Annotated in this window: 28 protein-coding genes and 2 pseudogenes; 14 read left to right on the forward strand and 16 right to left on the reverse strand. The window is 68.8% G+C overall.

All coding sequences use genetic code 11. The annotated features are described in order from the left end of the window. Positions 1 to 10: 10 nt before the first annotated feature. The gene (locus WMF28_RS09975) at positions 11 to 160 is read right to left on the reverse strand and encodes a hypothetical protein (protein WP_437601907.1); all 150 of its coding nucleotides are present in this window, start codon (positions 158 to 160) and stop codon (positions 11 to 13) included. Between the two features lie 293 nt (positions 161 to 453). Here WMF28_RS09975 and WMF28_RS09980 point away from each other — a divergent pair, with 293 nt between their 5' ends. The 3 genes from WMF28_RS09980 to WMF28_RS09990 all read left to right on the forward strand — a co-directional run bounded on the left by WMF28_RS09980 (position 454) and on the right by WMF28_RS09990 (position 3,425). Further along, positions 454 to 1,554 carry an IS1 family transposase gene (locus tag WMF28_RS09980; protein WP_437601908.1) on the forward strand — a complete coding sequence of 367 codons (1,101 nt, stop codon included), beginning with the start codon at positions 454 to 456 and terminating at the stop codon, positions 1,552 to 1,554. 139 nt (positions 1,555 to 1,693) lie between these two features. Continuing rightward, positions 1,694 to 2,344: a hypothetical protein gene (locus WMF28_RS09985; RefSeq protein WP_437601910.1), complete on the forward strand. Its 651-nt coding sequence runs from the start codon at positions 1,694 to 1,696 to the stop codon at positions 2,342 to 2,344. Next, on the forward strand, positions 2,325 to 3,425 hold the full coding sequence (locus WMF28_RS09990) for an ImmA/IrrE family metallo-endopeptidase (RefSeq protein WP_437601911.1): 1,101 nt from the start codon (positions 2,325 to 2,327) through the stop codon (positions 3,423 to 3,425). Before WMF28_RS09985 ends, WMF28_RS09990 begins: the two co-directional genes overlap by 20 nt. A 168-nt stretch (positions 3,426 to 3,593) precedes the next feature. On the opposite strand, the gene WMF28_RS09995 is transcribed toward WMF28_RS09990, so the two are convergent. The 5 genes from WMF28_RS09995 to WMF28_RS10015 form a co-directional block, all read right to left on the reverse strand. Further along, on the reverse strand, positions 3,594 to 3,884 hold the full coding sequence (locus WMF28_RS09995) for a hypothetical protein (protein WP_437601913.1): 291 nt from the start codon (positions 3,882 to 3,884) through the stop codon (positions 3,594 to 3,596). Continuing rightward, positions 3,881 to 4,447, reverse strand: a complete 567-nt coding sequence (locus tag WMF28_RS10000) for an RNA polymerase sigma factor (protein WP_437601915.1) — start codon at positions 4,445 to 4,447, stop codon at positions 3,881 to 3,883. The genes WMF28_RS09995 and WMF28_RS10000 overlap by 4 nt, the downstream gene beginning before the upstream one ends. Continuing rightward, a complete protein-coding gene (locus WMF28_RS10005) occupies positions 4,444 to 4,665 on the reverse strand; it encodes a hypothetical protein (protein WP_437601917.1) in 222 nt (73 codons plus the stop codon). Before WMF28_RS10005 ends, WMF28_RS10000 begins: the two co-directional genes overlap by 4 nt. A 520-nt stretch (positions 4,666 to 5,185) precedes the next feature. After that, entirely contained in the window at positions 5,186 to 5,377 is a 192-nt protein-coding gene (locus WMF28_RS10010; RefSeq protein ID WP_437601919.1) for a hypothetical protein, read from the reverse strand. Positions 5,378 to 5,507: 130 nt separating this feature from the next. Continuing rightward, on the reverse strand, positions 5,508 to 5,732 hold the full coding sequence (locus WMF28_RS10015) for a hypothetical protein (RefSeq protein ID WP_437601920.1): 225 nt from the start codon (positions 5,730 to 5,732) through the stop codon (positions 5,508 to 5,510). 92 nt (positions 5,733 to 5,824) lie between these two features. Here WMF28_RS10015 and WMF28_RS10020 point away from each other — a divergent pair, with 92 nt between their 5' ends. Then, positions 5,825 to 6,331 carry a hypothetical protein gene (locus WMF28_RS10020; RefSeq protein WP_437601921.1) on the forward strand — a complete coding sequence of 169 codons (507 nt, stop codon included), beginning with the start codon at positions 5,825 to 5,827 and terminating at the stop codon, positions 6,329 to 6,331. 127 nt (positions 6,332 to 6,458) lie between these two features. Here WMF28_RS10020 and WMF28_RS10025 read toward each other — a convergent pair whose 3' ends face one another. Further along, positions 6,459 to 7,064: a LexA family protein gene (locus WMF28_RS10025; protein ID WP_437601922.1), complete on the reverse strand. Its 606-nt coding sequence runs from the start codon at positions 7,062 to 7,064 to the stop codon at positions 6,459 to 6,461. A gap of 672 nt (positions 7,065 to 7,736) precedes the next feature. Here WMF28_RS10025 and WMF28_RS10030 point away from each other — a divergent pair. Next, positions 7,737 to 8,537: a hypothetical protein gene (locus WMF28_RS10030; protein WP_437601923.1), complete on the forward strand. Its 801-nt coding sequence runs from the start codon at positions 7,737 to 7,739 to the stop codon at positions 8,535 to 8,537. A gap of 80 nt (positions 8,538 to 8,617) precedes the next feature. Here WMF28_RS10030 and WMF28_RS10035 read toward each other — a convergent pair whose 3' ends face one another. Then, entirely contained in the window at positions 8,618 to 8,875 is a 258-nt protein-coding gene (locus WMF28_RS10035) for an SEC-C metal-binding domain-containing protein (protein WP_437601925.1), read from the reverse strand. Between WMF28_RS10035 and WMF28_RS10040 the strand changes: the two are divergent. The 7 genes and pseudogenes from WMF28_RS10040 (at position 8,793) to WMF28_RS10070 (ending at position 18,845) form a co-directional block, all read left to right on the forward strand. Continuing rightward, positions 8,793 to 9,960, forward strand: a pseudogene (locus WMF28_RS10040) (IS3 family transposase). The gene WMF28_RS10035 and the pseudogene WMF28_RS10040 overlap by 83 nt on opposite strands. A gap of 395 nt (positions 9,961 to 10,355) precedes the next feature. Next, on the forward strand, positions 10,356 to 11,828 hold the full coding sequence (locus WMF28_RS10045; protein ID WP_437604235.1) for a serine/threonine-protein kinase: 1,473 nt from the start codon (positions 10,356 to 10,358) through the stop codon (positions 11,826 to 11,828). Positions 11,829 to 11,925: 97 nt separating this feature from the next. Next, positions 11,926 to 12,927 carry a hypothetical protein gene (locus tag WMF28_RS10050; protein WP_437601927.1) on the forward strand — a complete coding sequence of 334 codons (1,002 nt, stop codon included), beginning with the start codon at positions 11,926 to 11,928 and terminating at the stop codon, positions 12,925 to 12,927. Then, positions 12,927 to 14,342: a hypothetical protein gene (locus tag WMF28_RS10055; RefSeq protein ID WP_437601928.1), complete on the forward strand. Its 1,416-nt coding sequence runs from the start codon at positions 12,927 to 12,929 to the stop codon at positions 14,340 to 14,342. The genes WMF28_RS10050 and WMF28_RS10055 overlap by 1 nt, the downstream gene beginning before the upstream one ends. 466 nt (positions 14,343 to 14,808) lie before the next feature. After that, positions 14,809 to 15,147: pseudogene (locus WMF28_RS10060) on the forward strand (thrombospondin type 3 repeat-containing protein); the annotation flags it as partial. A gap of 74 nt (positions 15,148 to 15,221) precedes the next feature. Then, the gene (locus WMF28_RS10065; protein WP_437604236.1) at positions 15,222 to 16,694 is read left to right on the forward strand and encodes a thrombospondin type 3 repeat-containing protein; all 1,473 of its coding nucleotides are present in this window, start codon (positions 15,222 to 15,224) and stop codon (positions 16,692 to 16,694) included. 222 nt (positions 16,695 to 16,916) lie between these two features. Further along, the gene (locus WMF28_RS10070; RefSeq protein ID WP_437601929.1) at positions 16,917 to 18,845 is read left to right on the forward strand and encodes a thrombospondin type 3 repeat-containing protein; all 1,929 of its coding nucleotides are present in this window, start codon (positions 16,917 to 16,919) and stop codon (positions 18,843 to 18,845) included. 802 nt (positions 18,846 to 19,647) lie between these two features. On the opposite strand, the gene WMF28_RS10075 is transcribed toward WMF28_RS10070, so the two are convergent. From WMF28_RS10075 to WMF28_RS10105, 7 genes are all read right to left on the reverse strand, one after another. Beyond that, positions 19,648 to 19,839, reverse strand: a complete 192-nt coding sequence (locus tag WMF28_RS10075) for a hypothetical protein (RefSeq protein ID WP_437601931.1) — start codon at positions 19,837 to 19,839, stop codon at positions 19,648 to 19,650. A gap of 31 nt (positions 19,840 to 19,870) precedes the next feature. Then, complete coding sequence (locus tag WMF28_RS10080; protein WP_437601932.1) at positions 19,871 to 20,266, reverse strand: DUF6884 domain-containing protein; 396 nt, start codon at positions 20,264 to 20,266, stop codon at positions 19,871 to 19,873. Between the two features lie 81 nt (positions 20,267 to 20,347). Then, on the reverse strand, positions 20,348 to 20,563 hold the full coding sequence (locus WMF28_RS10085; protein WP_437601934.1) for a hypothetical protein: 216 nt from the start codon (positions 20,561 to 20,563) through the stop codon (positions 20,348 to 20,350). Continuing rightward, positions 20,560 to 20,847: a hypothetical protein gene (locus WMF28_RS10090; RefSeq protein WP_437601935.1), complete on the reverse strand. Its 288-nt coding sequence runs from the start codon at positions 20,845 to 20,847 to the stop codon at positions 20,560 to 20,562. Before WMF28_RS10090 ends, WMF28_RS10085 begins: the two co-directional genes overlap by 4 nt. Continuing rightward, positions 20,844 to 21,242: a hypothetical protein gene (locus tag WMF28_RS10095; RefSeq protein ID WP_437601936.1), complete on the reverse strand. Its 399-nt coding sequence runs from the start codon at positions 21,240 to 21,242 to the stop codon at positions 20,844 to 20,846. Before WMF28_RS10095 ends, WMF28_RS10090 begins: the two co-directional genes overlap by 4 nt. Positions 21,243 to 21,307: 65 nt before the next feature. After that, positions 21,308 to 22,948 carry a YifB family Mg chelatase-like AAA ATPase gene (locus tag WMF28_RS10100; protein WP_437601938.1) on the reverse strand — a complete coding sequence of 547 codons (1,641 nt, stop codon included), beginning with the start codon at positions 22,946 to 22,948 and terminating at the stop codon, positions 21,308 to 21,310. A gap of 152 nt (positions 22,949 to 23,100) precedes the next feature. Then, positions 23,101 to 23,259, reverse strand: coding sequence for a hypothetical protein (locus WMF28_RS10105; RefSeq protein WP_437601940.1), 159 nt, complete (start codon positions 23,257 to 23,259; stop codon positions 23,101 to 23,103). A 494-nt stretch (positions 23,260 to 23,753) separates the two neighbouring features. Between WMF28_RS10105 and WMF28_RS10110 the strand changes: the two genes are divergently transcribed. Beyond that, positions 23,754 to 23,960, forward strand: a complete 207-nt coding sequence (locus WMF28_RS10110) for a hypothetical protein (protein WP_437601942.1) — start codon at positions 23,754 to 23,756, stop codon at positions 23,958 to 23,960. A gap of 233 nt (positions 23,961 to 24,193) precedes the next feature. Here the strand turns inward: WMF28_RS10110 and WMF28_RS10115 are convergent, their stop codons facing one another. Further along, positions 24,194 to 24,982 (reverse strand): ATP-grasp domain-containing protein, encoded by a 789-nt coding sequence (locus tag WMF28_RS10115; protein ID WP_437601943.1) that lies wholly within the window; start codon positions 24,980 to 24,982, stop codon positions 24,194 to 24,196. On the opposite strand from WMF28_RS10115, the gene WMF28_RS10120 reads away from it, so the two are divergent. After that, complete coding sequence (locus WMF28_RS10120; RefSeq protein ID WP_437601944.1) at positions 24,983 to 25,207, forward strand: hypothetical protein; 225 nt, start codon at positions 24,983 to 24,985, stop codon at positions 25,205 to 25,207. It begins immediately after the preceding gene. Positions 25,208 to 25,310 lie beyond the last annotated feature (103 nt).

Consider the following 25,310-nt stretch of genomic DNA (forward strand, 5'->3'; position numbering starts at 1 on the left):
GCCCCATCTGCTACCACGACCGTCCGTCGTGACGCTCTGCCCCACCCAGCCGTCGTTCGCGCTCCGCCAGGACGACCGCGCCGACGGCGGGCACCTCCGGGAGCTCCACGCGCTTGGTGATGCTGTGCCCGCCGTGTTCCAGGATGAGCCGCGCTCGCACGCGGCGAGGATACCACGCGCGCCGCGCTGCCCGTTGGCGCGCGTGACCGACGACGCAAAAGAGCCGTCAAACAGGCTGTAATCGCGCATGCGGGCTATGACATCGCGCGTCCGAGCCACACGGAAACGCCGAGAAACATAGGCGTTCGGTGCTATCTTTCCAGGGTACTTAGCAAAGCGCCCCGCCCTCAGTTCGCACCTGAGAGCGGGGCTGCAACACACCCTGTGGTGGCCCACAGAGCGCGCGTCGCACCGCGAGCATGGGCCGGCCCGGGGAGAGAGGCAAGGCCCGTCATGCCCGCACCGCTCCCGCTGGAGACGCGCGTCCGCATCGCGTCCGCCCTGGTAGAAGGCAACTCCCTGCGCGCCACCGCCCGCATGGTCGAGGTGGCGCGGGGGACCGTGCTGGACTTCGCCCTGCGCCTCGGCGAGGGCTGCATCCGGCTCCACAGCCGCAAGGTGCGCGCTTTGGCGGCGCATGTGATCCAGATGGACGAGATGTGGAGCTATGTGCAGAAGAAACAGGCGCGCGTGACCGCGAAGGACGCCGCCGAGCACGGCGACGCGTACCTCTACGTCGCGCTGGACGCGAACACGAAGCTGGCGATCTCCTACCACGTCGGCAAGCGCGACGGCGAGAACACTGAGACGTTCGTCAAGGACCTTCGCGCGCGGCTCACGGTCGTCCCGCACGTCACGAGCGACGGCTGGCAGCCGTACATCGAAGCGATGTTCGCGAACTTCCGCGGATCTGCCGATTACGCCCAATGCGTCAAAAACTACCGCGGCGGGGCGCAGCGCTCACCCGACCACCGGTACGAGCCGCCGCGCGATCCGTTCATGACCAAGACACCCGTCTTCGGTGCGCCCAAGAATGAGCTAATCTCGACATCTTTTATCGAGCGCTTCAATCTCCAGACGCGTCACACGGTCGGCCGCACGCGGCGGCTGTGCCTGGCCTTCTCGAAGACGATTCGCGGGCACCGCGCCGCGATCGGCCTGGGGATCGCCTCCTACAACTGGGTCCGCGTGCATGGGACGCTCGGCACCACCCCGGCCGTCGCGGCGGGGCTCGCCGAGCGCCCCTGGACCCTCGCCGAGCTCGTCACCGCGGCTCTCGCCGAGGAGGAGACGGCGCCGCCCGTCCCGCAGCCGCTCAAGCTGGAGCCGCGCCCTGGTGAGGAGCCTACGCCCGCTCGCGAGCTCCCGGGCGGCCGTGGCTGGCTCCGCCTCGTCTCGGGCGGGTCAGCCACGGCGGCGCCCACCGCGCCGCAACCGCCGCCCGTGGCGCTCGTCGCGGCCCCTCCGGAGCCGGCGCCACCGTCAGAGCCGCCGCCCGCGCCGGGGCCGAGGCGGATGGTGCAGCTGAACTTGTTCGGCGATGACCTGGGATGACCCCCACAGGTCGAAGGCGACAACGCAACCAACGTGCCAGGCCTGACAACTTCATTAATCTACGTAGTTACGGTCACTTGCATGATTAATGAATAAAATTCGTTGATTTCTGTGTCGCCCCGAGGCACCATCGTGGGCGATGCAACAGCAACTCCTGGGGGTCGCCTCGAAGGACGAGGCGGCGGCGGATCTCGCGGATGTCGTGGGCAGGCTGGACCGATGCCTTAAGCGCGCTCTCCAAGAGTACGTCGAGTCGTATGCGCACCTTCGGCACCGGCACTCGGCGCGGACCCGCTCGTCCACTATCAACGATCTGATCGTCGCTCACGTCAAGGAAGAGTTTGACAGCTCAGATGTTGCCGTTGGACGATCGGTTCACAACACATACGAGCTCACCATAAAAGACAAGTACAAGGCCCGCTTTAAGAAGCTGTCCAAGTCTTTTCAGGCGAGCAACATACCGACTCAAATGTCCATTGAGTTTGTTGGACAACTCCAGTTTCCTTTCTTGCAGATCACGAACCTGCACGTTGGCTACGTCGCATCGCAAGACGCGCTGACCCTGACCGATTCCCCTCGGTACATCGTGTGCCCAAGCGGATCCAGTCATCGGTGGAAATTGGAGATTACTGGCGAGGGAGACAGGCTCGATCTCGTTGCGGACTCCGCTCAGCCGATGGTCGCGAACGATCAAGTGGCCACCAAGAAGCGGGTTACGCTTCGCCGCGAGAGCAAGCAGGCTGACGCTTCCGAAGCTGAGCAGGTCGCCGATGTCGCTGTCGAGAAGTAGCGGACCGGCCAGCGGTAGCTTCAACCAAGAGTTACTGGTATTGGCCCGCGAGGCTCGCGGGCTGAGCCAGAGCGACTTGGCGACGCAAGTAGGCATGTCGCAAGGCCACCTTTCGAAAATAGAGACAGGCCTGATAGTGCCGTCGCCGGACATCATCCGCTCGGTCGCGCGTGTCCTCCGGTTTCCGGAACGGTTCTTTTCGCTAACAGACAGGGTGTACGGGCCGAGTATTAGCGAGTTCTATCACCGCAAGCGCAAAGCTGCTCCGCTGAAGTTGATCCACCAGATCCACGCGAACATCAACCTGCACAGGATGTTTTTAGAGAGGCTGTTGCGCTCAGCGGAGACGCCGAAGATTGACATCCCTCGGTACGATCCGGACGAGTTCGATGGAGACGTGGAGGAGATCGCCCGTGTCGTGCGCGCCACATGGCAGCTCCCAAAGGGGCCGATTCGAAACCTGACAGAGGCCATCGAGGACGCTGGTGGCATTGTGTACAAATTTCAGTTTGAAACGCCGCTTGTCGACGCGGTGAGCTGCTGGGTTCCAGATCTGCCGCCCATGTTCTTTCTGAACACTGGGATGCCGGCCGACCGCGAGCGGATGTCACTTGCTCACGAACTCGGCCACATGGTGATGCATCAGATGGCGAGGCCAGACATCGAGGACGAGGCGAACAAGTTTGCTGCCGAGCTGTTGATGCCCGCGGAGGATATTCGTCACCAGCTGCGCGACGTCAGCCTTGCGTCGCTCGCTGGCCTGAAGCCGTTCTGGCGCGTGTCTATGCAGGCGCTACTTGTGCGAGCGTCCCACCTGAAGACGATCAACGAGTCCAGGTATGACTACTTGTGGGCGGAGCTAAGTCGGCGCGGATATAAAAAGCGCGAACCGGTGGAGTTGGACTTCCCAAACGAGTCACCGTCGACGATGAGAGAGATTCTCGACGCTCACGCGGAGCAGCTGGGTTATACACTCAATGACCTGGAGCGCCTCTTCCCGCTCGATGCGGAAGAGTACGTGTCGAGATACAACTACAGGCCGCAGGTGGCAGCCAGTGCAAGATTGAGGGTGGTCAAGTAGCGCACCGGCGCCGTGAGCGGCACGTACTCATGCGTGTTCCTCATGACGGGCTTGCTCATCGCCGCCACCTCCGGAGCTTCAGCGCCAGCGCTTCCCGCGCGATGCGCAGCCGGCTGAGCGCCGTGTGCGGGCTCATCCGGTGCTTCCGAGCGTACACCGGGCGTGCGCTTACTCGTCGCGCCGGAAGAAGCTCTCGATCGCCTGGAGCACCTGCAACGCACCTCGCGCCTCTGCGACGAGATCGCGGTCCTCTTGCGTCTTCGCGTTGATCTGGGCGTCGAGCACGGCGGTCCAGAGCTTCTCGCGGTTCCAGGGGCGGACGGGGAACGGGAGGAGCGCCAGTGCGGCCTCTGCGACGGCGCTCAAGTCGGCCTCGGTCAGCACGACGTCCGTCAGGATCGGGGTGGGCGGCTTCGGCAGCTTCTTGCGGGCGCGCCTCCGCTTGGCTCGGTCGTTCATCGCCTCCACCTCCTCAACTTCAGCGCCAGCGCTTCCCGAGCGATGCGCAAGCGACTCGCAGCGCTCGACGGGTTCATCCCGCGCCGCTTGGCGTACGCGACGAGCGACTCCGGGTCGTCCACGGAGAGCAACGCCTCGGCTTGCCACGGCGGCAGGCTCGCCAGCGCTTCCAGTACCTCGCGCGCCTGGAGTTGCGCTTCCAGGCTTGGACCGACGGGCTCATGCAGCCTGCCGAGAGGCTGCGCAGTGAGCACGGCACGCCGCACCCACGCGCTGTTGATGTAGTGGCCGGCCTTGCGCCAGCTGATGCCATAGAGCCACTTCCGGAGCGCCCTGCGGGCGTCCTCTGTGGGGTCCGGCCGGTACATGCCACGACGCACGGAGCGCCACGCGCCCATGAGCACCTGCTGCTCCACGTCGGCACGGTCGCGCGACGGCACGCCGCTGGCGATGACCACGGCGACGATGACCGAGCGCTCCGCAAGGATCGCCTGCATCGTCGGTCGCTGGCTTCGATGTCGTGCGGCAGGCGGGCTCTGCGCCCCCTTCCGCCGGGTCTTCACCCGCTCCTCCCGCAGCTTGGGCAGCGGTCAGCGACGACCACGCCGGGCGACAGGATGCGCTCGACGCTCGTCTTCGCGACGCGAGCCGCCAGCAGCACGAGCGCGGGCGAACCGCGTTCGGCGCCGCAGGCGATGCGGCACAGCGTGCGGATGTTCACGCCGTCCATGGCCTCGGAGACGGCGCGCCAGGTACCCAGGCGGGCCTTGACGCCGCGCAAGGCGGCGCGCAGCCGTCGGGTTTCGTCAGGGGTGAGGGAGAGGGAGGGGCTTCGGTGGTACGGGCGGCGCGCGGGCGCACCGCTCCCTTGCCCGCGGGGTGGCGGTACAGCTACAAGCATGACGTTCGGCTCCGGTTGCTCGGGGTCGGATCACGCGGCCCGGGGTGCTTGCAACACCCGCGGGCCGCACTTGCCTGCAAGCCTACGGACCAACTACGCGGTCACAACAGATATCGATATCTGGGCCACTACATTGTTGGGTCTGGGCCACTATGCGTGAGGAGAGGTGGTATCTGGGCCATCACCTTCTCGAGAGGCTCCGGTTTGAGTTTCAACTCTGGCGGGTGGCTCTCGACAGGCTCCGGTTTGAGTTTCAACTCTGGCCGGCGGCTCTCGACAGGCTCCGGTTTGAGTTTCAACTCTGGCCGGCGGCTCTCGACAGGCTCCGGGTTGAGTTTCAACTCTGGCCGGCGGTAGCGCGCGACCTCACCAGCTGATCCAGCGCGCTGCCAGTCAGGCGTCAGCACTTCCGGCCCGAGGAGGCGAACAGCAGGTCGGTCACCACGCCCCGTGGTGGCCGGCTCGGCGTCTGGAGCCGAACCGTCGCCATGCGTCCCTGTGCCGTCTGCTCGACCACGGCGAGCACCTGATAGCCCCGCGCCTGCAACTCGCGTGAGAGCACCTCCGCGTCGTTGTCGTCGGTGACCACCACGGCGAGATCAACATCCCTCGTGAACCGCGGTTCCGCCCGTACGGATACTCAAGGCCTCCCACGAGGGCGAGTCGCCTGTTGAGCCCCTCCAGGTCCGCGACTACGCGGCCGAGGGCGTCCTGAAGCGCGCTCACGGGGCGCGTCGCGGCCAGGGGACAGGCCGCCCCTCTGCATCGCCAAACTCGGCGCCGGGACGCTCCCTCAGCCAGTCGGCAAGACGCTCGTCGATGTCCTCCTCGCTCGCCTCGGGCAGCCGGCGCCGGAGATTCTGCCGCATCAGTGCCACGCCGGCGTCGTGCAACTCGAAAGCCAGGCGTAGGTTCTCTGCCAATCGCGTCGGGTCTGCGGCAGCCACTCGTCAAGCCTACCGCGTCTCCGGGGCGCAGGCGAGCGAGCGACGTACGCCGTGCTGCACTCTGCGCCTCCAAGGGCCATGGAGCAGGGGCCATGGAAGGCTGGAAGGAGGAGTTCACGGACAACGTGTACCGGTGCCAGAGCGAGAGCTCGGACCGTAACGGGGCCGCATGGCGACGGACGCGCAGTGCATTCCGGGAGGTGCTCGCGCCTGTCGCCGTGTTGCTTGTGCGGTCGTGTCCGGTTGCCGTCGCATGGCTCGGCCCCATGAGCGCGGCGCAGGTCGCAGGCGCCGAGCTCGCGGGCGTGCCCGTGGTGCACCGCACGTGTACGGGCGATGGGTCGCCCTCGTGCAGCCAGATCGCGGACAGCTGGCTCGACGGCGACGGGAGGCGCCTTCCGGGTTGCCGGCGCGCGCTCAGGTTGCCGGCGGGACCGCTCGTGCTCACGGCCTTCTCGGCTGGGGGGCACATCGTCAAGCGCCTGCTCGCCGACCCGCGCGACCGGGCCGAGGTTGCGGCCGTGGTGCTCGCGGACGCGACCTATCCTCCGTCAGGCTGCTCTTTGCGTGGGTTTCTCCATATCTTTTGTCCCCGCTGAGAGCGACGGTTTGCGGGAGGGGAGGCGTGATCCGCGTGGGTGCTGGGGCCGAAGCCGCCGTTGAACTTGTGGGCACAAAGTCCAGAAGTTGAACTACAGGCTCGGAACGGCTTCGCGCGGCACCGCTTCATCCATGCCTGTCCTCGGGCTCCAGCAGCTCCCGGAACCTCGCCGCGTCTTCCTCGATGTCCCCCTCCTCGTCCTGCTCGCTGCACAGGCGCAGGTACTCCTTCTCGGCGATGTCGAGCACCCGCTCGCGCACTCGCCGCGCGCCGCGCGGCGCGATGCCGGCCGCGCGGACCATGTTCTCAACCGCGTCCGCCGCGGCGGCGATCAGCGGCAGGCTGTCCGCGTCGTCGATCCCGAGGGCGATCGCCCGCGCGAGCACGACCTTCACCACCTCGCGCCCCGTCTGCTCCACGAGCGTCGCACGCTCCGGAAGATCGTCGGCCGAGCCGGCGACGCTCCGTCCACGCGGGGTCGGTTCGTCACCGTCAAGCGGCGCCAGCTCCGCTGCCGGGACGAGCACCCGGATCGCGCGGGCCACGCCGGGCTCTCGCGCGATCAGCCCCCGCTGCTCCAGGGCGAGGATCATCCGGTGCACGGACGGCGGGCTCACCTTGAAGTAGTCCTGCATCTCCGCCTCGGAGGGCGCGTGCCCGTGGACGGCCGTGTAGGCGCGCAGGAAGGCCAAGTAGCGTCCTTGCGTCTCGGTGAAGCGCGGCTTCTGCATGACGGCGGTCGGGATTTCAGTACAGCTCGAAGAACCGATGGGTCCCAAGGTAGACCACGAACCGGCTGAGCAGATCCTGAAGCGATCCGCCCGAGAGCGGCAGGAAGTCGCCGGCGCCGCGGTAGGTCATGCGGTGGACCATCTACCGGCCGGGATCGGAACCGTCCCGCACGAGCTTCATGACGGGGGTGTACCTCGTCGGGCACGTGCTCGGGACACCGAGCCCGAGCAGCCATCCGGCCGGTGCCGAGCTCCCGCGCCAGCGCCGTGATGTCCTCCACCCTGCCGCCCACCGGCTCGCTGATCACGATCTCGCCCCTGCGCACCTCGACGACATGACCGCGCAGCCGCGACTTCTTTACGAGGAACGCCCGCACCGTCTCCACCTCCTTCGCCGGGATCGCGCTTGCGGGCGTGTCCATGCGGCGGACGCAGACGAGCTTCAGGTCGGTGTGACGCGGGCGCGAAATCGCCATGCGGAGAAGCGCGCCCCGTTCTCGCGCCGACGTCAACCACGTCCGCCCCTTCTCCTCGATCCTCCTCGGAGTCGGCTACTCGGCTCGGTCCGATCGACCGGCTGCGCGTTCAGCGGCCCTCCCGGCGGCTGGGCCGCTGCGCCTCCCGCGGCGTGGGGATGGAAGCCCCCCCGCGACGCCTGCTATCGCTGGCCCGATGGTGAAGAAGAAGCCTGCGTGGCTCTCGATCCTGCCGGGCGATCTGGATCCGTCGCGCTTCACGCTCGACCAGCTTCGAAACGTGAAGGCGGCTCACGCCTTCCTCACCGAGAGGATCGAGGGCCCGCCTGGTTTCGCCGAGTACATGCGCGCGTACCGCTTTCTCCTTTTCTTCGGCATCGCGTGCGTCGCGGAGAACAAGTACCCGGCGCTGACCCGCTGCTGGAAGGACTTGGAGAGGTTCTTCATGAGCGACCCGGCCTTCGAGGACGGCGTTTTCGTCCAGAGCTGGGCGCTGATGGACTTCCCCTTCGGCCCCGAGCGCCAGACTGCGCTCGACTACTTCGAGGAGTTCCTCAAGGGGACCGAGGCGGGGCCGGGGTTTTTGCGCTTCATCGACGAGGCGCGCAAGAGCCGTCTCGGCCTCTACCAGGACGCCGGACGGACGAAGACCGTCGCGAACTTCCGCGAGCTGATCTCGGGCCGGACCATGTCGGCGTTCCCGTCGGTAGATGCCTACGGCAAGGGCGAGATCCTCCTGACGCGCGCCATCCGCCACGGCGAACAGGTCTTCCTCTGGGGCGACCCGAAGGGCTTTCCCAAGGAGATGAAGAGCCAGATCCAGAACATGGTGCGCGACAAGCTCTTCTACTTCATCGAGGAGACGACGCCCGAGGCCCAGTTCGAGGCGTTCATGAAGCTCGCCGGTCCGTACTGGATGTCGTGCGTCACGAAGAGCGACGCGATCCCCATCCTCGAACCGGACCACTACCGAACGTACCTCGACCGCCGCGCGTAGCTTGCTCCCGGAAACCGCCGGGAGACGTCACGTCGGACCACCTCCGCGCTCGAGCCGCTGCTCGTGCCTTGCCCTGCCACCTACGTCCCGCAGCATCTCTCGAACTTCCGCCCGCTGCCACAGGGGCAGGGTCTTGCCGTCCGATCGACGCCGCGCGTGCGCCGGGCTTGCGCCCCGCCTGCGCCGCCTTCAGCAGCGGATCGAGTGGTCCTCCCCCGCTTCCGTGGACACCCCCGGAGGCACCAGGAGGCAGGGATGGGACGGAGAAAGAGGAGGGCGTTCACGCCCGAGTTCAAGGCGGAGGCGGTACGGCTGGCGAAGGCGGGCGACCGGAGCATTGGCCAGGTAGCGAAGGACCTCGACCTGACCGAGACGGCGCTGCGCGACTGGATCAAGCGCACGGACACCGACGCGGGCCACGGCCCGCCGGGGGCGTTGACGACGCTGGAGCGTGAGGAACTGCAGCGGCTGCGCCGCGATGTGAAGCGGCTGGAGATGGAGCGCGACATCTTAAAAAAAGCGGCGGCCTTCTTCGCGAAGGAGAGCGAGTGAGGTTTGAATTCATCGACGCGGAGAAGGCGCACTACCCGGTGCTGGTGCTGTGCGCGGTGCTGCAGGTCACGCGCAGCGGCTATTACGCATGGGCCAGTCGCTCGGTGTCCGCGCGAGCCAAGGCCGATGCCCAGCTCAGCGCGCAGATCAGGGCTGTGCACAACAAGAGCCGGGGAAGATATGGCAGCCCGCGCATCCACGCCGAGCTGCGTGCTCGCGGCATCCGTGTCGGGAAAAAGCGGGTCGCACGGCTGATGCGCGCGGAGCGGCTCGCGGCGCGCAGCAAGCGGCGCTTCCGCCGCACCACCAACTCGCGGCACAAGGGCCCGATCGCGCCGAACGTGCTCGAACGGCAGTTCGACGCCCAAGCCCCCAACCAGGTCTGGGTGACCGACGTGACGTACATCCCCACCGACGAGGGCTGGCTGTACTTGGCCGTGATGTTGGACCTGTTCTCGCGCCGTGTGGTCGGCTGGGCCGCGAGCGCGACCAACGATCGCGCCCTGGCGCTCGCCGCGCTGACGCCCGCCTTGAGAGCGCGCCGCCCGGCGCCTGGGCTGGTGCACCACTCGGACCGCGGTAGCCCCTACGCCAGCGACGATTACCGCGGGTGCTCGGGGCGCATGGGCTCATCCCGAGCATGAGCCGCGCCGGCGACTGCTGGGACAACGCCGTGGCCGAGAGCTTCTTCGCGACGCTGAAGGCGGAGCTGGTCGAGCACGAGCGCTACCCGACGCGAGCGGCCGCCATCGCGTCGCTCGGCGACTACATCGAGAACTTCTACAACCTGAAACGACGGCATTCACGGCTCGCCTACATGAGCCCGATCGAGTTCGAATTGAAGACCTACGTGACCGCGTTCGCGGCATAATGAAGCTGTCCGCGGATGCGGGGGAGGACCACGATCGAATTTGCCCAGGACGGATGACGTAGCCCTCACCGAGGGGTGGGCCGCTGAAGGACTTCGGAGGGGGCACCCGGCCCGATTCGTCGATCATCCCGTCCTCTTCCTGGCCCGAGGGGACGAGGAAGCGAGGCGGCTCCGATGGTCCCACGTGCACTGCTGCGGCCGCGTGCTGCGGGGGTGCTCGCGGCGCTGCCGAGTAGCCCGAGGACGGGCCTCGTCTCGGCGAGCGGCGTTGCCAGGGCGATCGCGTCGCGTCCGCCGCCACCCGGACGGAAGCGCCGGTCCGGGCCATCACGAGCATGACGGCGCAACCCCGTTTGCTGTAAGCTCGGCCGCCAACTCGAAGGAGGCAGATCGTGATGATCGCCGGCCAGCAGGTGACCGACACGCTGAGGTTATCGCGTCCTCTCGGCCAGGGCGCCATGGGGAGCGTGTGGGTCGCCGACCACCTCACGCTCAGGACCCAGGTCGCCGTCAAGTTCATATCGCCCGCCCACGCGCAGAACGGCGATCTGGTCGAGCGGTTCCGGCGCGAGGCGATGGCCGCGGCGCAGATCAAGAGCCCCCACGTCACGCAGGTCTACGATCACGGGATGACCTCGGATGGCGCGCCGTACATCGTGATGGAGCTGCTCGATGGCGAGGACCTCAAGCGCCGCATGCAGCGGCTCGGCGCGCTGTCGCCGGCGGAGGTCGCCCGCATCGTGTCGCAGGCGGCCAAGGCGCTCGGACGCGCGCACCAGCTTGGCATCGTCCATCGCGACATCAAGCCGGACAACCTCTTCCTGATCGACCTGGAGGGAGAGCCGTTCGTGAAGGTACTCGATTTCGGGGTCGCCAAGCACATCGTCGAAGGCGAGCTCGCCATGACGGCGACCGGGAGCGTGCTGGGGACGCCGCTCTACATGAGCCCGGAGCAGGTCCTGAGCTCGAAGCACGTCGATCACCACGCGGATCTCTGGGGGCTCGGCGTTGTCGCCTACCATGCGCTGACCGGGCAGTTTCCGTTCTATGCCGAGACGTTCGGTGCGCTGTCGGTGGCGCTGCACAACGGCGTGTTCGCGCCTCCGAGCCATGTCCGGCCAGGGCTGCCGAGGGGCATCGACGCGTGGATGCACCGGGCGCTGCAGAGCAGGCCGGAAGCACGTTTCCGTTCGGCGAAAGAAATGGCCGAGGCGCTCGATGTGGCGGTCTTCGGGGCGCCGCGCTTCTCGTTCTCGTCGAGCGGGGAGATCGGGGCCACTGCGCAACTGCCCGGCGCCGAGCGGCTGGGCCAGCCGGGCTCGATGAACACAGGCTCGCCGCATGGCGCGTCCGGCTTGGTGCAGACCGCTTCGAGCGGGCCGCCTGGGCGCACGCTCGGCGGAATGGCGGCTACCGGAAGCGGGGTGAAACGGCGGGCGCCTGTGGTCGGCATCGCCGGGGCAGCAATCGCGGCAACCGCAGTCGCAGCAGGTGCCTACTGGGCAACGCCGGGACGAGCGCCGGGAGACCCCACGGCGCTCATGGCGAATGCCCCCGCGGCAGCACCGAGCGCGAGCGCTGCGGAGCCGAGTGCGAGCACCGCGGAGCCGAGCGCGAGCGTTACGGCAGACGCGGCCGTCGTGGCGCCTGTCGTGTCGGGGCTGGCGACGGAGGCGGAGACGACGCCCGTCGCATCGGCAAAGGCCGTGGCCCCAGCAGCTTCGAGCGCGAGTGCAGGGGCGGCGCCGCCTACCAAGGCGACGAGCGCGCCTCGGCCGAAGCCGGAGCCTTCGCGCCCTCCGGGGGCGGCGAGCGCTCCGACCAAGCCACCGTCGAAGACAGTGTTCAAGGACACCATCGGTTTCTGACGCGTCGTGGCCGCGCAGGAAGAGAGGGTGAGGTTCGCCTCCACGCATGTCGAATGGGATCATCCACATGGCTTCATCACGCATTCGGATTGCTCTGGTGGCGAGCGTTGCCCTCGGGATGACGGTGGCGCTCGGGCCGGGCACCGCACAGGCCGAGCCGTCCGCCGCGGATCGACAGACCGCGCGGACCCTGTTGATCGAGGGACGCAACAAGCTCGAGGCAGGTAACGCCGAGGGGGCGCTCGCGGATTTCAGGGCCGCGCACGCGATCATGCACGTGCCGAGCACGGGGCTTGATCTCGCGCGCGCGCAGGTTGCGCTCGGCCTGTTCGTCGAGGCGAGCGCGACCGCGTACGAGGTCATGGCGCTGCCGGTCGCGCGCCGGGAGCCCGCGGCGTTCGCCGAGGCGCGCGCGGCGGCCGCCGGGCTCTCGACCGCGCTGCAAGCGCGGATTCCGTCGCTCCGCCTCCGCGTCCTGGGCGCGCCGGAGGAGGCGATCGTGGCGCGGGTGGACGGCGAGCCGGTCCCGCGCGAGGCGCTCGGCCAGCCGCGGAAGCTCAACCCCGGACCGCACGAGATCGTGGTCGAGGCAGGCGGCTTCGTGACGGAACGGCGGGAGGTCACCTTGAAGGACGCAGAGACTGCGCCGGTGGAGGTCGAGGTCGTCCTCGTGCCGATCCGGTCGAGCGAGGTCCCCATCAAGAGGGCACCGCCAGCGGCGCCTGCGCGTGCGCCTCGCGAGGAGCACGCCCCGGTGCCGGCGTGGGCGTGGGTCGCGGGCGGAGCCGGGCTCGCGGCGCTCGCGGCCAGCGTGGCGTTCGCGGTGGATCACGCGGCGGCGCGCGCGAAGATCGAGAGGGACTGTCCGGGTTCCATGTGCGATCCGCGGGCGTACGACGTCGAGCGCATGCAGGCGCTGCGGGCGCGGTGGAACTGGAGCCTCGGCCTCTCGGTGACGCTCGGCGTGGTCGGGGTCACCGGCGTGGGCGCCGCGGTGGGCGGGGTGGTGCTGCGGCCGCAGGCGAACAGCGAACGGTCGACCCTGGTGCCATTCCTGGGGCCAGCGGTGCGGGGCGTGGCGTGGACGGGGGTGTTCTGATGACGACGACGAAGCGATCGGGCTGCGCGATCGTCGCGGCGGCGGTGTGCGCAGCCTGCGCGCCGGAGCTCTATCTAGCGGAGGAAGAAGAGGGATCGGGCGGCGCGGGCGGCGACGCGCCGGGAGCGACGGGGGGCGAGGTGCTGTGGGCGCGCGCCCTCGGCAGCGACGCGGACCAGGCGGGGCCGAGCGTGGCGGTGGCCGGGGATGGCGCGGCGGTACTGCTCGGCAAGCTCGCGGGCGAGGTGCGGCTCGGCGCGGAGCAGGTGTCCGCCGTCGGGGGGGAGAACGTGTTCCTGGCGCGCGTCGCCGGGAGCGATGGGGCGGGGCTCGGGTTGCGGAGGTTCGGGGCGTTCGACCCGCAGGTCGTCAATGCGCTCGTGGCCGATGTGAACGGCGATCTCCTGGTCGCCGGGGAGTTCTCGGGGACGCTGGAGTTCGGCGGCGCGCCGCGGACGAGCGCCGGAGGGCGTGACGGCTACCTCGTGCGGCTCGACCCCGAGGGACAAGAGTCGTGGCTGCTGCCGCTCGGCGGGATCGGGTACCAGGCCGGGACCGCGGCGGCGTCGGGCGAGGACGGGCGTGTGGTGGTGGCGGGGCGGTTCTCCGGGACGCTGGCGCTCGGGGCGACCGCGCATGTAAGCGCGGGAGGGAGCGACGTGTTCGCCGCGAGCTTCGACGCGTCGGGAGCGCTGCTGTGGAGCCGGCAGTTCGGGGACGGCTTCGATCAGCGGGCCCGGGCCGTGGCGGTGGACGCGGAGAAGAACGCGATCGTGGTCGGCGAGAGCGCGGGCGCGGTCGATTTCGGGGGCGGTCCGATCGTGAGCGCGGGCGACTACGACGTGTTCGTGGCGAAGCTCGACGCCGAGGGGGAGCACGTGTGGAGCCGGGGGTTCGGCGACGCGGCGACGCAGCGCGCGCTGGCGGTCGCGGTGGACGGGGCGGGCAACGTGGTCGTGGGCGGGGAGATGGCCGGGATGGTCGATTTCGGGGGCGGGCCGCGGAACGCCGGCGCGGAGGGGTCGGTGTTCGTGGCGAAGCTCGACGCCGAGGGGGAGCACGTGTGGAGCCGGCGGATCGGCGAGCAAGGCGCGTCGCTGGGGCAGGTGGTCGTGGACGGGGCGGGCAATGTGCTGGTCGCGGGGAGCTTCCGGGGCGAGGCCCGGATCGGACGGGGATTGCTTGTGAGCGCGGGAGAGGACGACGCGTTCGCTGTGAAGCTCGATCCAGGCGGCGAGCTCGTATGGGCGCGGCGATTCGGGGGGACGGGGGCGGACAGGGGGACGGGGGTGGCGATCGATCTGGACGGGGCCGCGGTCGTGACCGGGGCGTTCAGCGGGAGAGTCGCTTTCGGCGAGACGTCGCTCGACAGCGGCGCGGGGGCGGATGTCTTCGTGGCGAGGCTGTCGCCGTGACGGGGGAGTGGCGCATGGGGAGGGCGACGAGGTGGCGGAGGCAGTGCGGGTCGGGGATCGTCCCGAGGGTCGCGGCGTTCGCGGCGCCGGCTGAAGCGTGGGCGGGGCCTGGAGATGTCGAGTGCCGTGGGATGCCCGAAGCGATGGATAACGGCCGGACTATGTGTAACGCTGATCAGCGCCACCACGACATCGACAGCCTGGATGACGTCCGCGATGGCGATGGCGTGCCCGATACGATAGAGAACGATTCGTGCATGCGCAGCCCAGGTCCGAAGACGACAGACCGGAACCCGTCAGCCGGTGATATGGCGCGATCGGGAGGAGCCGCGATGACTTTCCACGCCTTGCCTTGGATGTCCCGCCATCTCGCGCACGCCAGCGCCGCGCGACGCGGGATCGTGCCGCTGCTCGGGGGCCTGCTCACGCTCGTGGCGCTCGCGCCTCGGCCGGCGAGCGCGACGCTGTGGGACACGGACAACGACGAGGTCGCGAACGGCGTCGACAACTGCCCTGGGATCAGCACCGGAGCCAGTACGACGGCGATGGCGACGGTCAGGGCGACGCTTGCGACAATGACGACGACAACGACAGCACCCCAGATGACGCGGAGCTCGACGACGACGATGGGATAGCGGACACTGCCGACAGGTGTCCGACGATTCCAACGCCTATGGCTGCGGATCCAAACTTCGACAATGACGGCGATGGCGTCCCGGATGTCTGTGACAACTGTGATGCAGATCGCAACGAGGACCAGCTCGACAGCGATAACGACTGGCGGGGGGATATCTGCGAGACCGACAACGACGCGGATGGTGACGCCGACTTCAACGACAATTCGAGCCGAATACGAGTCAGGGAAACACCGACCAGAGCCTGCCCGGCGGCGACTACCTCGGCGACGCGTGCGACAGCGACGACGACGCCGACGGGGTGCCGGACGCCTCCGACAACTGCATCGACATCCCAAACCCGGGACAGGAAAACAACCCAAAGAGCGGGCCCGACGACGGGCTCGGCGACGTCTGTGACGCCGACGACGACAACGATGGCGCCGACGACGAGGACGACAACTGCCCGTTTACCGCGAACCCGCCCGAGACCCCTGGCGGGCCCCAGGCCGATAACGACCACACCGGCGGCGGCGACGCCTGCGACCCCGACGACGACAACGATGGCGTTCCCGACGACGTCGACAATTCACTCGCCTCACCGGGCGATTCCCTGATTGACACGGATGGCGACGGTGGGGGCAGCGCCTGCGACCCCGACGATGACGGCGACGGCGTCTTCGATGTCATCGACAACTGCCCGCTCCTCTCCAACCCGGTTCAGCCCGGCAGCTTCCAGCAGCTTGATACCGACGACGACGGTGAAGGCGATCCTTGTGACGCCGATCGTGACAACGATGGCGTTCCCAACGCCTCCGACAACTGCTCGCTCATCCCAAACCTCGCGCAGCTCGACCGCGATGATGACGGCATCGGTGATGCCTGCGAATGCCTTGATACAGCGCAGCTTGAGTGCGATGACGGCAATCCATGCACGCTGAACGATACGTGCCAGAATCGCGAGTGCACGCCGGGCGTCGCCGTGGTCTGCCCCGATCCTCTTGCGGCAGTGTGCAAGCAAGGCTGGTGCAGCGATGATGACGGCGCCTGTCGGCTCGTGCCCCGCCAGGAGGGGACCCCCTGCTCCGGCGGCATCTGTATCGCAGGGGGCTGCTGGATGGAGTCGCTCAACGAGGACGAGGCAAGCGGGAGCGGAGGGGGGAGACGGGGCAGGTGGGGAGGGTGTGGCTGGCGGAGGAGCGGCCAGCGCCGGGAGCGCAGGTGCAGGCGGCGCGACCGGAGCCGACGCAGCCGGCTCCGGCGGGAGTTCCTGGGAGGCGGCCGGCACGGGCGGCGCCGCCTGGACGCCTCCCTCCGCCGTCGAAGGTGCAGGAACGGCGCGTCTCCACGGAAACGGCTGCGCGTTGGGCGCCACGCCCCGAGACGCCGGCGGCGTCCCGGCATGGTCCGTGCTTGTGCTTCTGGCTCTTGTCGGAACCAGAGGGCGTCGCGCCGCCGGTTAAGTTGCTCGGACACCACACCGGCCCTCACAAAGGCACCCCCCTCGTCACACCCTCTTGCCGCCGGAGAGAACAGGGGTGTAAAACGAAGATCTCGGCCGAACCGAGCGAGGGTTCATGCGACGATTGGGGTGTCTTTCATTCGCCGCGACGGCAACCTTCAACCTGGCCGCATGCGCTTGCGATCCGATGAGCTGCGGCGAGGATTCGCCCCGCTGCGTGACCGCCACGGCGGGCGCATCGAGCACCAGCACCGCGACCGTGAGAGGCGGCGGTAGCAGCGCCGACGCGTCTGCCTTGTGATGGACGCCCGGCGACGCCGCGCAGCTCGCGGGGAATGTACCTCCCGGATCAGGGAAGCGCTTTCAATCGTGTTCTCCTACACCTACCGCGGAGGGTTCGCCGTGGCTCATCGCCTCCTGTCCCGTTTCTCTCGCCGGTGCACTCTGCGTGGTGGCACGCTCTCGTCCGCCGTGACGTGGCATTCCCGCCTGCTCGTCATGGGCTTGTCGATCCTCGCGGCGACGGTCCTGAGCACGCGGAGCGCCTGGGCCCAGTGCACTCCGCCCGTGCCGAACGATTCAGATGGCGACTGCGTCAGCAACGTTGGCGCGGACGCGGACAACTGTCCCGACATTCCCAATCCCGAGCAGGAGAACGGAGACGGGGACAGGCACGGCGACGCTTGCGACAATTGCCCGAGCATCAGGAACGAAAGCCAGGCGAACCGGGATGAGGACAGCAGGGGCGACGTCTGCGACAACTGCCCGGATCTGAAGGCCGAGGACTTCGGCGACAACGACGGCGACGGAGCCGGGAACCCGTGCGATCCTGACGACGACAATGATGGCGTCCTCGACGAGGTCGACAACTGTCCGTTCGTCGCGAACCCGCCCCTACGACCGGGTGAGCCGCAAGCCGACAACGACGGCGACGGCCTGGGCGACGCCTGCGATCCCGATGACGACGAGGATGGCGTCCCCGATTTCGGCGAGGGAGATGAGCCGCTCGACAATTGCCAGTTCGTCGCGAACCCGCCCGAGACCCCCGGCGCGCCCCAAGCCGACAACGACGGCGACGGCCTGGGCAACGCGTGCGACAACTGCCCCGATGACGACAATGGACCGCTGGCGCCGGGGCCCGATCTGGATATCCAGATCGACAACGACGGCGACGGCCTGGGCAACGCCTGCGACCCCGACGACGACAACGATGACGTCCTCGACGAGGTCGACAACTGCCCGTTCACCGCGAACCCGCCCGAGATCCCTGGCGAGCCGCAGGCCGACAACGACGGCACTGGCGGCGGTGACGCCTGCGACCCCGACGACGACAACGATGGCGTCCTCGACGAGGTCGACAACTGTCCGTTCGTCGCGAATCCGCCCGCGACCCCTGGCGGGCCCCAGGCCGACAACGACGGCACCAGCGGCGGCGACGCCTGCGACCCCGACGCCGACAACGACGGCCTACTCAACGGCGCCGACAACTGCCCTTCGGTCCACAACCTCTTCCAGGAGAACGCCGACGGCGACGCCCTGGGAGACGCCTGCGATGAGGACGACGACGACGACGGCTGGCCCGATAGCGCCGACAACTGCCCTTTCACCGCGACCGAGGACCAGGCCGATGCCGACCGCGACGGCCGCGGCGACGCCTGCGATCCGGACCCCGCGCTCGACCGCGACGGCGACGGCGTGATCGACACCGCGGACAATTGCCCGCGCGTCCCGAACCCGGACCAGACGGACGCCGACCGCGACGGCGTGGGCAACGCCTGCGACGACGGCGACGGCGACGGCATTTCGGACGCCGCCGATAATTGCGCCTCAGCCCCGAACGCCGACCAGGCCGACACGGACGGCGACGGCCTCGGGGACGCGTGCGACGACGACACGGACAACGACGGTTTTCCTGACGCCTCCGATACCTGCGTCCTCGTCCCGAACGCCGACCAGGCCGACGCGGACGGCGACGGTCTCGGCGACGCCTGCGACGGCGACGACACCGACGACGACGACGACGGCATCGCCGATGTCGACGACAACTGCCCTCTCGCCGCCAATCCCGACCAGGCCGACGGCGATGGCGATGACACTGGCGACGCCTGCGACGACGACGCCGACAACGACGGCATCGCCGATGTCGACGACAACTGCCCTCTCGCCGCCAATCCCGACCAGGCCGACGGCGATAGCGACGGCACCGGCGACACCTGCGACGACACCGCCGGCGCCGGCGGAGGAGGCTCTGGCGCCGGCGGCGCGGCGGGATCCACCCCGGAGGGCGCCACCGGCGTTGCATGCGCGCTCGATCCCGGCGGCGCGCGCGGCGCAGCGTTCGCCCTCACGGCATCGCTCCTCGGCGTCGCCTCCCTCCGCGCGCGCCGGCGATCGCGACGGAGCACGGTTGCCCTCCACCGGCAATGAGCCGGAGCGACGGCCCACACATTGGCCCGATGCCGCCGGCCACCGGCCACCCGCGCGCATCCCGCCGAACTCTCCGGCAGATCCCGCGGTGACGCGTCCACCCGGGTGCCACGTTGCAGCTCGGGTCGTCGCGCATCACGGTCGCTGGTAACCAGCCGCCCTCTGCCGGCTCGAACACAACGGACTCATCCAAAAATGCCTCCGCGGCCGACGGCCGGCCGGACATGGTGTACGGTGTACAAGGAGCAACGCGACGTGGCCGAGTCGGGAGCGCAAGAGAGCAACGATCCGCACGGATGGCGCCAGGAGGCGAGGGGCCTGACGGCGGCGGTCGCCGGCGGGGCGATCGTGGGAGTGCCCCTGCTGTACACGATGGAGATCGTGGTTCCACGGGATGATACTCCTGGCGTGGCAGCTGGGCGCGATCCTGGCGCTGGTCGTAAGCTTGCGCGTGTCTGCTCCTTGTCTCCGTCTGGCACTGGCGTCTCCTCGTCCTGCTACATAACCAGCCAGCCCGTCAGAACACGACCCGCGTCGCGCCGTCACTCACCAGCCGGAAGGTGACGACATGGTTACCTCTTCCTCAGCAACAATTCGTCGTTCCTGAGGACGTCCTCTCGGTCCGAACGGATACCAGCCGACCACAGAAACACCTAGTGCCAGGTGCGCTAGATCGCTGTAAAGGGTTCTACTGAAGCGACCCTATCCGCCGCTGTCCACTGGTCCTGTCCTGGAATGTACCCTCAGCGTCTGCTCGTCCTCAATCTCCCCCTTTTCCCTTCATCCGGGCAATGTGGGTGAGCTAGGCTGCGGCGTCGACCTGAATCGACAGGTCGTCGGCGTCCTCGCGCAGGTAGACGGCCGCCTCGCTGCGCGCGGCGTCGAACCCCACGTCGACGACGCGGCGCTCGCGGTCCGCAAGGACGGCCGCGCCCACGGCCGGCGCCTTGAGCAGTTCCGCGAGCTTGGGTAGGGCGTGGCCGGATGGCGGCAAGATCCTCGGGATCGCCGAATCTGAGCCCGGATCAGGCCCACGGGCGGCGTGCGATCTGGCGGAACACGGTCGAGTTCGAGCCAGAGCCGGCGTGACGGCGCCGGTCTCCCCCGGGGGACCACGGGAAGCGGGGAGAACCAGTCCGCGCTCGCCGCATAGTGAGACTGTACGCGCAAGCGGGGGAGGACCACTTGTTGTACAGGCGCAGGCTCCGGTCATACGGGCGGATCACCGCCTTGGGGGCCACCGCGCCGTAGAACGCCGACACGATGAGCACCGCGTCGCAGGTCCTCTCGGCGTAGTCGTACGCGGCCCGGAAGAGCGCCGACGTGTAGAGCTCGCGCGCCGGCGCCGGGTGCTTCTGCTTGGAGGCCGGGGAGCCCACGAGCGCGACCCGCGGGGCGCCCGGCTCCTTCTCCGTGAACATGGACCTCTCCCATCGCGCCGCGGAGCGGCGCGTGTAGAAGCGCGCCCGAGGAAAGCTCCCCATGCGCGCCACGTTGATGCTTCAGAAGAGCGCCGGCCCCGCTCCACGCCGAGGGAGAGCCTCGACGGTGAGCAGGTGCCGATCGGCGACTTCTTCTTCGGCTACGCTGACGACCCGGGCGGTGCTGTAGCCCTCCGTCTCCTTGCGGCGGACGATGACGCGTTCGCCCGCTTCCGTGATGAGGTGCACCGCACCGCCCGGTGCCGTCTCGATGCGGACGACGCGCAGCACCTTCATCGCGACCCCCTCGACGAAGAGCGCCGGCCTCTTTGCTTCTGCTCGCGCAGGCGCCGGCCGACCATCTTCGCGATCGCCTCAGCGCCCGCGTTGTCGATCGCCTGGAAGAGCACGTCCTTCTCCGGCCAGGAGACGGAGATGCCGAGGAACAGCACCCCGTCCAACCGTCGAGCCTCTCGGATGAGCTTCACCACGGCGGCGTCACCCCGCACGTGCGCCAAGTTGACGAGGACCGTCCCATCCGATCCCACGGCGAACGGCGCCGTCGCGAGCTTCCGGTTCACGAGGACCGTCTCGCACCCGTGTTCGGGGATTTCTGCGAAACGGCCTGCGCGAGCGACAGGAAGAAGTCCACGACCTCGTCAAGCAGGGGGAAGGGCGGCGGACCGATCTCCTCGAACGGGTCTGGGATGTCCAGCACGCGCCCGTCTGGGCAGCCAAGCATCAGGGCGTCGATCCAGTGATCCGTCTCGGCGGGCGGCACCACCCAGTAGCCGACGAGGCCGAGGTCAGCGAGCAGGTCCTGGTAGGACTTCATCATCGCGATCGCGAACTGGTGGTAGCAGCCCCACTGCGGGTCCGCGGCCGTGCATGCCCGAAGGAGCCTCCGGGTGAGGCGACGGCGGATGCGATCCAGGACCGGCGGCGGCATGGTCTTCTTCGTCGCGAGTCTCAGCATTCAATCCTCCAACGAAGAGGGCGGCGCGCAGGAGTGCCTGCCCGCCGCCCTCGTGTTCTTGTTGGTCACCAAGGAACGCGAGCTGCGCTGCCGTCGCGGTCCGGTTCCCTCCGGACGCCGACGTGCTTGGCGATCAGCCCGGGCGTGTGGCCGCGGTTCCCCGAGGCGCGAGCAGCACTGCATGCACGGCCTCGGCGACGTGCCGAGCGTGAACGCCGTCGCTGCCGTCGAGGTCCGCGATGGTGCGCGCCACCCGGAGCACACGGAGGTAGGACACCGCGGAGAAGCCCAGCCGCTCGGTGGCCTCGGCGAGGACACGAGCCCCGGCCGCGTCCGGCGTCGCGACCTGGTCGAACTCCCGGGGGGGAGAGCCGGGCGTTGGTCCGGGCTGTCGCGCCCGCTCGTGCTCGCTCCTTCTGCGTAGCGCGAGCCGCGATGACGCGCTTCTGCACCTCGCACGAGGGCTCGTCCTTCGATCTGCTCTGGAGCGCGGCGACGTCGACCGGCAGGAGCGCCACCTGGACATCGAAGCAGTCGAAGAGCGGATCGCTCAGCCTCGCCCGGTAGGCGCGCAGGCGCTCCGGGGAGCAGACGCAGCGTCGCGCGTAGTCCCCCGCGAACCCGCAGGGGCACGGGTTGATAGCGGCAACGACGAGCGTCCGCGCCGGAAAGGTCGCGCGCGTGCGTCCCCGGGCGAGGGTGACGCGGCCCTCGTCCAGGGGCTGCCGCAGGGTCTCCAGCACGCTGCTCCGGAACTCGGGCAGCTCATCGAGGAGAAGTACCCCGTGGTGGGCCAGCGAGACCTCGCCGGGTCGCACTGGTTCACCGCCACCTACGAGGCCGGCCGCGCTCACCGTGTGGTGGGGCGCGCGGAAGGGGCGGTGGCCCACCAAGCCAGCCTCCGGCATGAGCAGCCCGGCCACGGAGTAGATCGAGGTGACCTCGAGCGCCTCCTCGAGCGAGAGCGGCGGGAAGATCCCCGGCATCCGCCGCGCGAGTGCCGTCTTCCCGGCCGCGGGCGAGCCCATGAGCAGGAGGTTATGTCCGCCCGTCGCGGCGATCTCCAGCGCCCGCCGCGCGGCATGCATCCCACGGAGGTCGGCTAGGTCCGGTGCCGCCGCCGGGGGCACGACGGGGAAGGGCGGTGGCTCCCCCGCGCTCTCCAGCAGCACTCCCTTGCGGAGGTAGCGCACGAGCTCGAGCAAGTGGTCGGCCACGAGCACGCGCATGCCGTGCACGCTGGCGGCCTCCCGGGCATTCGCCTTGGGGACGATCGCCCGGGTGATGCCGTGGGCGATCGCCCCACGCAGGCTCGGGAGCACGCCGCGCACGGGTCGGATCGCGCCGCCGAACGAGAGCTCGCCGAGGAACAACATGTCCTTCAGCGACGCGGTGGAGATCTGCCCCAGCAGGGCGAGGAGGGTGAGGGCCATCGGCACGTCGAAGGTGCCCCTGCTCGCGACCTCCTCCGGCTCGACACGGACGGAGACCCCGTGCTGGTGGAGATCCACGTTGAGCTGTTGCAGGGCGGCGCGCACCCGGATGCGGGTCTCCCTCTGGCGCGCCTCGCTGAGGCCGGTGATCTCGAAGGAGGCGGAGGCCGGCGCCTGTGTGATCGTCGTCTCGATGCGAACGAGATGCGCCTCGAGTCCGAGTAGGGACACCGAAAGTGCGCTGGCACGCAGCGCGTTCTTGGACTGCTTCATGTCATGACTCCGAAGAAGCGAAGGCGGCGCACGGAAGTCCCGCACGCCGCCTTCAACTGCTTCTCTGGTTGTGGTTTACGGGTGAAGGCTGGGCGTGCGTCGGAACGCCGCTGAGGCGATCTCTGCGAGGGCGACGGCGACGACGGACTCCGCTACGATGACGGCCAGATTGCCTCCGAGATGGCTGCCACAAGCAGGCCGGCGACTGCCGTGGCGGCGCCCTTCTTCGTCGCGTCTGCGGTGAGCACGCGGATGATGTAGGGCTGGGCGGCGTAGGGGTGCTGAGGGTCGGAAGTGGATCCGTTGGACATGAGGACTCCTGTCCGCCCGAGCGGGCGCGGTGATACAAATGCGGGGATGAATGAAGACGCGGCGCGGGTGTGTGGAGCAGCCCGTGAAACGACTGCGTTCAGCTCATGCAGGCGAGAATTACCTGCGCGATCATCGTCAGGACCGCGGCCGTGATGCGCAACGCTTTCATAAAGAACTTGGTGTTGCTCATGGGTGCAGTGCCCCCGTGGAGGAGCTCTCCTTCACAGCTCTTATCCCTGCGTGTCGCGACTGCTTGCCTCATGGTGACGAAATGCGCGACGGTCGCGCCCTTCGCGGGGCGATGACGCGAACTGGTCCAGAGCGAGCTACCCGGGCAGGGGGGATCGGCCACCCTTCCTGCTGGCTTACGAGCGAGCCGCGCGGTTGGCTCGGCCCGGAGGGCCGAGAGCGCGCACGATGTGCAGCTGATGCAGGACGCGCGGCGAGCAAAGTGCCGGCGCGGCGAGCGCCGCGGATCTATCCTGTCATCGTCGTGATCCGTCTGAGCCGCGAAAGTTTTTTCCGTGCGGACGTCGCCGCGTTGGAGCGGCTCGCTAGGTGGCTCGGTTTGCCGGAGCCGCGGCGCTGGCGCACGGAGCGCGAGCGCAAGACGAAGATCGTCGAGGCGATCGAGCGGCACGAGAAGCGGCTCGCGAAGGTGGACGGGGCCGGGCCGCGGGGCAGGGAAGGCAGCCGGTAGCTCCTGCAGGCTGACGACGTGCGCCCAGCCGGGCCGGCCGTGGTATCGCGCTCTCGTGCTGCGAGCCGCCTCTCGTCGTACATGAAGCTGCGATGCGATGAGGACGCGTCATCTCGAGCGCCCCCCTGTCACTCATGCCGGCTTGCGCGCACGGCGTGTGGGCGATCCTGACGAGGATGAGCCTGCCTCGATCTTCCAAGCTCGTGGTGCGACATGAAGACGAGCCCGAGCCCTCATCCGACGCGCCGCACCCAGCGCTGGTCTACCTCCGACACCATGCCCCGTGGCACGGCTGCCCGTTGCAGCACGCGTAGCACGCTCGCCGCGTCGCACCCGCAGAGCCCCGAGGCCCACGCGGGATTTGCCTCGACGACGCCCCAACCTCGCCCCGCCATTCGTCCGATGTCCACGACCACCGCGGGCGGTAGCTCCACGTCGGCGTCGGCGAGCAGCGCGTGGATCGACGCGGATGCTGCCTCGACCTCCGCTGGATCCGCTTCCCAGTCGCCCGCCGCGCTGCGCGCGATCTCCCCGCCCCGGATATAGGGCGAGAGCGCCGCCACCTCGCGCTCCACCACGAAGAATCGGAACTCCACCTCGAACACCACCGGCTCGCTTACAAGAACAGGCAGATCCGGCGACAGCCGTGGGTCCGGGTCCACCGCAGCGCCGTCCGCATACACGCGTGCGGGGAAGATCTTCTCGTCGGTCGGCTTGATGAACGCGCGATCGCGGAGGGCCAGGGCATCCTCGAGCGTCGTGAGCCGCACGTCGCGAAGGCGATGGCGCTGCGGCAGGCGCGGCAGCCAGTCGGCGGTCGGTTCGAGCAGCGCGAGCCCGAGATCGTCCTGGATCGCGTCGGCGAGGATCGTCTCGCCGTAGAACACCGGGTCGCGCGCTGCGAGGCCCTCGGGGCAGCGGAACGACTGGAGGCGCTCGACGTCCCAGCCGGCGGCGAGCGCCGCGGCGAACAGCGCGTTCGAGTCAGGGCTGTAGCGGCGGGAGAGGATGAGCGTCGGCACGTGCTCGGATGTACCACGGTGCCCCCCACCACCGCGGCGGATGTCTGGACCGTGGCCCTCGCGAAGGAGCTGGGCGTCAGGTGGCGGAGGTGCTTTGGGGGCATCCGCCACCCCGAGCCGGCCGGCATCGAGGCGGTGCAGATCGTCGAGGGGGCGTCCGACGGTTCAGCGTCCCTCTCGAACTTCTGGGCAAAGTGTCCAGACGTTCGCGGCACGGTCTGCTGAGCTCGCCCGGGGGCGCGCACCTCGTTCCATGCCGCATGCGGGGCACCAAGGTCCGCGGACGACGTGTGGGTGAACATCCATCTCGGCGATCGGGTATCGCAAG

This window comes from Sorangium sp. So ce590 (assembly GCF_051521365.1).
Taxonomy (GTDB): Bacteria; Myxococcota_A; Polyangia; order Polyangiales; family Polyangiaceae; genus Sorangium.

Coding starts and splice junctions, on each gene's coding strand:
- WMF28_RS09980 (WP_437601908.1), top strand. CDS start 454: ATGCCCGCACCGCTCCCGCTGGAGACGCGCGTCCGCATCGCGTCCGCC.
- WMF28_RS09985 (WP_437601910.1), top strand. CDS start 1,694: ATGCAACAGCAACTCCTGGGGGTCGCCTCGAAGGACGAGGCGGCGGCG.
- WMF28_RS09990 (WP_437601911.1), top strand. CDS start 2,325: ATGTCGCTGTCGAGAAGTAGCGGACCGGCCAGCGGTAGCTTCAACCAA.
- WMF28_RS09995 (WP_437601913.1), bottom strand. CDS start 3,884: ATGAACGACCGAGCCAAGCGGAGGCGCGCCCGCAAGAAGCTGCCGAAG.
- WMF28_RS10020 (WP_437601921.1), top strand. CDS start 5,825: ATGGAAGGCTGGAAGGAGGAGTTCACGGACAACGTGTACCGGTGCCAG.
- WMF28_RS10025 (WP_437601922.1), bottom strand. CDS start 7,064: ATGCAGAAGCCGCGCTTCACCGAGACGCAAGGACGCTACTTGGCCTTC.
- WMF28_RS10030 (WP_437601923.1), top strand. CDS start 7,737: ATGGTGAAGAAGAAGCCTGCGTGGCTCTCGATCCTGCCGGGCGATCTG.
- WMF28_RS10035 (WP_437601925.1), bottom strand. CDS start 8,875: ATGCTCCGGTCGCCCGCCTTCGCCAGCCGTACCGCCTCCGCCTTGAAC.
- WMF28_RS10045 (WP_437604235.1), top strand. CDS start 10,356: ATGATCGCCGGCCAGCAGGTGACCGACACGCTGAGGTTATCGCGTCCT.
- WMF28_RS10055 (WP_437601928.1), top strand. CDS start 12,927: ATGACGACGACGAAGCGATCGGGCTGCGCGATCGTCGCGGCGGCGGTG.
- WMF28_RS10070 (WP_437601929.1), top strand. CDS start 16,917: ATGGGCTTGTCGATCCTCGCGGCGACGGTCCTGAGCACGCGGAGCGCC.
- WMF28_RS10080 (WP_437601932.1), bottom strand. CDS start 20,266: ATGTTCACGGAGAAGGAGCCGGGCGCCCCGCGGGTCGCGCTCGTGGGC.
- WMF28_RS10085 (WP_437601934.1), bottom strand. CDS start 20,563: ATGAAGGTGCTGCGCGTCGTCCGCATCGAGACGGCACCGGGCGGTGCG.
- WMF28_RS10095 (WP_437601936.1), bottom strand. CDS start 21,242: ATGCTGAGACTCGCGACGAAGAAGACCATGCCGCCGCCGGTCCTGGAT.
- WMF28_RS10100 (WP_437601938.1), bottom strand. CDS start 22,948: ATGAAGCAGTCCAAGAACGCGCTGCGTGCCAGCGCACTTTCGGTGTCC.
- WMF28_RS10105 (WP_437601940.1), bottom strand. CDS start 23,259: ATGTCCAACGGATCCACTTCCGACCCTCAGCACCCCTACGCCGCCCAG.